The organism is Okeania sp. SIO2B9 (assembly GCF_010672505.1).
In the GTDB taxonomy this organism is placed as follows: domain Bacteria; phylum Cyanobacteriota; class Cyanobacteriia; order Cyanobacteriales; family Microcoleaceae; genus Okeania; species Okeania hirsuta.
This window is the reverse complement of record NZ_JAAHGK010000461.1, coordinates 1-5,296: the sequence shown is the minus strand read 5'-3', so window position 1 is coordinate 5,296 and position 5,296 is coordinate 1. Positions and strand designations below refer to the sequence as shown.

Annotated in this window: 3 protein-coding genes; 2 read left to right on the top strand and 1 reads right to left on the bottom strand. The window is 36.1% G+C overall.

Annotated features, from left to right (window positions below; all coding sequences use genetic code 11):
- Nucleotides 1-1,734 (top strand): HTTM domain-containing protein (locus F6K13_RS16915; RefSeq protein ID WP_287287870.1); only part of this gene is annotated, 1,734 nt, incomplete at its 5' end.
- 1,077 nt (nucleotides 1,735-2,811) lie between these two features.
- Nucleotides 2,812-4,296, top strand: a complete 1,485-nt coding sequence (gene gatB / locus F6K13_RS16910; RefSeq protein WP_124146621.1) for an Asp-tRNA(Asn)/Glu-tRNA(Gln) amidotransferase subunit GatB — start codon at nucleotides 2,812-2,814, stop codon at nucleotides 4,294-4,296.
- A 337-nt stretch (nucleotides 4,297-4,633) separates the two neighbouring features.
- Here the strand turns inward: gatB and F6K13_RS16905 are convergent.
- The coding region (locus F6K13_RS16905) for a TVP38/TMEM64 family protein (RefSeq protein ID WP_287287869.1) at nucleotides 4,634-5,296 on the bottom strand (663 nt) is incomplete at its 5' end.

Below are 5,296 nucleotides of genomic sequence, written 5' to 3'. Positions count from 1 at the left end.
CTAGCTTTATTTCGAGTTGGTTTGGCTTTAATTATTATTGTCGATCTAATAGAACGTTTTGGCGATCTGAAAGCTCACTACACAGATTTTGGTGTCTTACCCCGTGCAGTACTAATTGAAAAATTTTTAAATTCTTCGGTCTGGTCGCTTCATCTTTTTAGTGGCAATATTTTATTTCAAGGAATACTTTTTGTAGTTGCTTTTATTTGTGCTTTAGCACTTTTAGTTGGTTATCGTACTCGCTTATTCACGATTTTATCTTGGGTTTTACTCGCTTCTTTGCATAGTCGTAATAACATGATTCTCAATGCTGGAGATTCTGAATTACGCCTCCTTCTATTTTGGGGAATATTTTTACCTTTAGGAGCATATTATTCAGTTGATAGTGCCTTAAATTCTGAATCAAAACCTTTTCCTAAATCAATTATTTCAGGTGGTACTATCGCTTTAACTCTACAAATATGTTTTGTTTATTGGTTTACGGCAATGCTGAAATCTCATCCTATTTGGTGGGAAGAAGGAACTGCTGTTTACTATGCTTTAAATATCGATCAACTTGCTACTCCCTTCAGTAGCTTCATGTTGAAGTTTCCCCAACTTTTAGTATTTGCTAATTTCGCTACTCTCTGGATTGAATTATTAGCACCTTTTTTATTATTTGTACCAATTAAAAATAGTTTTTTTCGTTGCTTAACAGTATTTATTTTTATTGGTTTGCATATAGGTTTTCGCCTTGGCTTAGTTTTAGGCTTATTTCCTTATGTATGTATTATTTCTTGGTTAGTGTTATTGCCTAGTGATTTTTGGGATTGGTTGAGTTATAAATTACAATTTAAACAGATTAAAAATATTAAAATTTATTATAATCCTGATTCTAGTACATACCAAAAAATCTTAAATTTACTTTGCTGCTTTTTGTTCTTACCAAAAGAATTAGTTTTCTCAGCCCAAACCCAACCAGAAATTTATACGGCAATAAAAAACAGTAATTCATGGTTATTAGTCGAACATCAAGACAATCAATATATTCAATTTCAGGCATTAATTTATCTGTGTAACATTTCTCCTGTATTTCGACCTCTAACTTTAGTTTTGAGTTTACCCATAATTACAACTATAGGCAAAAAAATATGCGCTGAACTCAACAATATCAATAGTAATTTTCATCAATTGATTTCCCAATTACAGTATCGGAAAAATTCAGTTTATCCAGCCAATTATCAGAATCTTATTGCTTTATTGCTTCTAGGTTTCGTATTGCTCTGGAATCTTAATAGTATTTCCCCCAAAATATTCCCTATCCCCAAAATAGTCAGAACAACTAATTTAATTCTCAGATTAGACCAAAGATGGGGTATGTTTGCTCCTTATCCCTCACGAGAAGATGGTTGGTATGTCATTCCAGGTAAACTTAAAAATGGTAAAAAAATTGATTTATTTAAAAATGGTCAACCTGTGATTTGGGATAAACCATTATTAGTTTCATCAACTTATCCTAATGTACGCTGGCGTAAATATATGATGAAAATTTGGTTGAAGCGTCATGCTGCTCATCGTCTTTATTATGGTAAATATTTGTGCCGTGACTGGAATAGTAAATATAAAGGTGAAGAACAACTTGATAATTTTGAAATATTTTTTATGTCAGAAAAAACTTTGCCAAACTATCAAACTCCTGAACTCAAAAAAGTTTCGATTCATAAACATTATTGCTTTAAGAAACCCGATCAATAATTAGGGTCTGCTGAAAAAGTCTTTTAGTAGGGGTAGGAGACAGGAGACAGGAGACAGGAGAAATGGACCGGGAGAAATGGACCGGGAGAAATGGACCGGGAGACAGGAGACAGGAGACAGGAGACAGGAGAAATGGATCGGGAGCGAGGAGGTAGGAGTAACAATTGTCAATTTGGGATTTTTCTGCCCAACTCTTGCCATTAATACTAACTTTTTGAGCATTTTAGAGGTGATACCAGGCAATTTTTTAGACAAAAAAAAAGGCTTAAGCCTTTACCTGTCAATGCTTTGAGGATTAATTAGCAATCCCTAATTAGACATATCCGAAAAAGATATAAATTTTTGCCTAGAGTAGAGAACAGGGGGTAGGGAATAAAGAACAGGCACAAAACATGATTTATTTGGTGGCATTACTGAATCAAGGGATAGTTCTTTGTGACGTTCTCCTACATCAAATCAAAGATTATGATGTAGGCTTCCCAACCTCGCGGATAGGGCTTTCTGTTTCACAGGGAGTGCAACCACTTAACCCTCACCAGACAGAGATGATGAGACCCACCACCTTTTTGTACTGAACAATTCTGTACTCCGATACACACCCTCAAGAGTTTTACCTTTTCACGGGCCGACCGCGAACTTCATGAATTGAACCCCATACTCGCTATTTGTTTTCTATGTGCTGTTATCAAGTGCGTATTACCGCTACTCCTGATATAATCACCAATAACACAAAAAAGCACACAATGCAAGAAATAATTGGACCCTACGCGGTTTATTTGTTGGTCGGCAATTCCCCTCCCGTTAACATTTGTATAACGGGAGACCCCTTGCCGACATCAAAGTTGGAAATGGAAAATCTCGATCACTGTACACTAGAACTAATGACCTTTAAATTTTAAATAGCAGTCAGCAGTCAGCGGTCAGCGGTCAGCATTAGGACTTTTTTTTACGCCCTGGAAATTTCAACCCCGACTCAACCATCCAGGGTATTAGTTGCCGGGGTATAAACCCAAAGTCAAAAAGCTGAAATGCTGAAATGCTGATAGCTAGTTTACTTTTGACTTAATTCAAAAATCTATGACTACAACTGTACAAGTAAAAACAGAGTATGAAGCAATTATTGGTCTAGAAACCCATTGTCAACTTAGTACCCAAACCAAAATTTTCTCCGCTTCATCCACAGAATTCGGTGCCCCACCAAATAGCAATATTGACCCAATATGTATGGGAATGCCTGGAGTATTACCCGTACTTAATCAAAAAGTCCTAGAATATGCCGTAAAAGCAGGACTTGCCCTAAATTGTCAAATAGCACCCTACAGTAAATTTGACCGTAAACAATATTTCTACCCTGACTTACCCAAAAATTATCAGATTTCTCAGTATGACCTACCCATTGCCGAAAATGGTTGGCTAGAAATAGAAATAGTAGATGAAGATGGCACTGCAAACCGCAAAAAAATCGGCATTACTAGACTACACATGGAAGAAGATGCTGGTAAGTTAGTCCATGGAGGTAGCGATCGCCTATCTGGGTCAACCTATTCAATGGTGGACTATAATCGTGCAGGTGTACCATTAGTAGAAATTGTATCAGAACCGGATATACGTTCTGGACTAGAAGCTGCAGAATATGCTCAAGAGCTACAGCGAATTGTCCGCTACCTTGGTGTGAGCGATGGTAATATGCAGGAAGGTTCTCTACGATGCGATGTGAATGTTTCTGTACGACCAGTAGGCCAAAAAGAGTTTGGTACAAAGGTAGAAATCAAAAACATGAACTCCTTTAGTGCTATACAACGAGCGATCGAATATGAAATTCAACGGCAAACTGAAGCTATTGAAGCAGGGGAAAAAATTGTTCAAGAAACTAGACTCTGGGAAGAGGGTTCTCAACTTACTATTAGTATGAGGGTGAAGGAGGGTTCTAGTGATTATCGTTATTTCCCCGAACCTGACATTCCACCTATTGAAGTCTCGACTCAGCAGTTAGATGATTGGAAAGTAGAATTACCAGAATTACCCGCACAAAAACGTCACCGCTATGAAAGCAAATTAGGTTTATCTGCTTATGATACTCGCGTGCTTACTGATGACTGCAAAGTAGCAGAATATTTTGAAGCAACAGTTGCAGCGGGAGGAAATGCAAAACAAGCAGCTAACTGGGTAATGGGGGATATTACTGCTTATTTGAAAAATGAAAAAATTAGCATTACTGATATTGGCCTTAAACCAGAAAATTTGGCCGAGCTAACTACAATTATTGAAGATGGTACTATCAGTGGCAAAATTGCGAAGGATATTCTGCCAGAATTATTATCAAAAGGTGGGTCGCCCAAGGAATTAGTAGAGAAGAAAGGTCTAATTCAAATTTCAGATACTAAGGCGATAGAAGCAATTATTGATGAAGTTTTAGCAGCACATCCAGAAGAATTAGAAAAATATCGTGGTGGTAAAACTAAACTTAAAGGTTTCTTTGTTGGGCAAGTGATGAAGAAAACTCAAGGACGTGCAGATCCAAAGATGACAAATCAATTAATTAGTAAGAAGTTGGAAGGATAGAGGAGTCAGAATTCTGAATTCTAAATTCAGAATTTAGAATTTAGAATTCAGGAGGGAAAAAATTTATCAAGATTTGGTAATGGTGAAGATAGAGAATGTTTTTATACCGAATTAAACAGATTTTATATTACAGCGCTTCCCGCTGTTATGAGGTATACCCATCGCGGGAGATGCCCGCACTACAAGATTTTCACCATTTACCCTGTACATCATTTGCCAGAAATATGCTGTATCTTTTCTTTTGCGGGTTTATAGCGGTTTTCAAATAGATATGAAGTGGCCTTTCTTTGACTATTCATAAGCAATTTTCCCTTCTTCCTTCTTCCTTCTTCCTTCTTCAATTCTTGCCTTCTTCAAAACTTGTTTCTAAAGCTTTGTTTGCTTGCCGAGTTATATAAATAGTTACTAAAACTGTGGCAATTAAACCAACAATATTAATTATCCATTTAGTTACTTCTACAGTAGAATTTGTCGGTTGTTGAGACGTACCAATTAAAGTAATATCACCTACTATAGAACCAATATAAACATACATTACTGTTCCTGGAATCATCCCTAGAGAACCCAAAATATAATCTTTTAAAGAAACCTGCATGACACCAAAAGCATAATTCAAAAGATTAAAAGGAAACAAAGGGCAGAGTCTAGTTAAAAATACTATTTTAAATCCTGCTTTAATAACAGCTCGATCGATAACTTGAAATTTTGGATGTTGATGTAATTGTTGGCAAACCCAATCACGAGATATATACCGTCCGATAATAAAAGCTATTGTAGCGCCTAAAGTTGAAGCAAAAAAAACATAAATAGCTCCCCAGATAACTCCAAATATTACTCCTCCTCCTATAGTTAAAACTAAACCAGGAATTAATAGTAAAGTAGCTAAATTATAAATTATTATGAAAGCGATTGGACTCCACACATCTAGACTTTCAATCCAAACTAATTTATTTTTTAAAAGTTCTGGTAGGTTAAAATATTTGGCTGTAATAATTAAGCT

Excerpts from the sequence above, each read along its gene's own strand:
- gatB (WP_124146621.1), top strand. The coding sequence starts at position 2,812 with ATGACTACAACTGTACAAGTAAAAACAGAGTATGAAGCAATTATTGGT.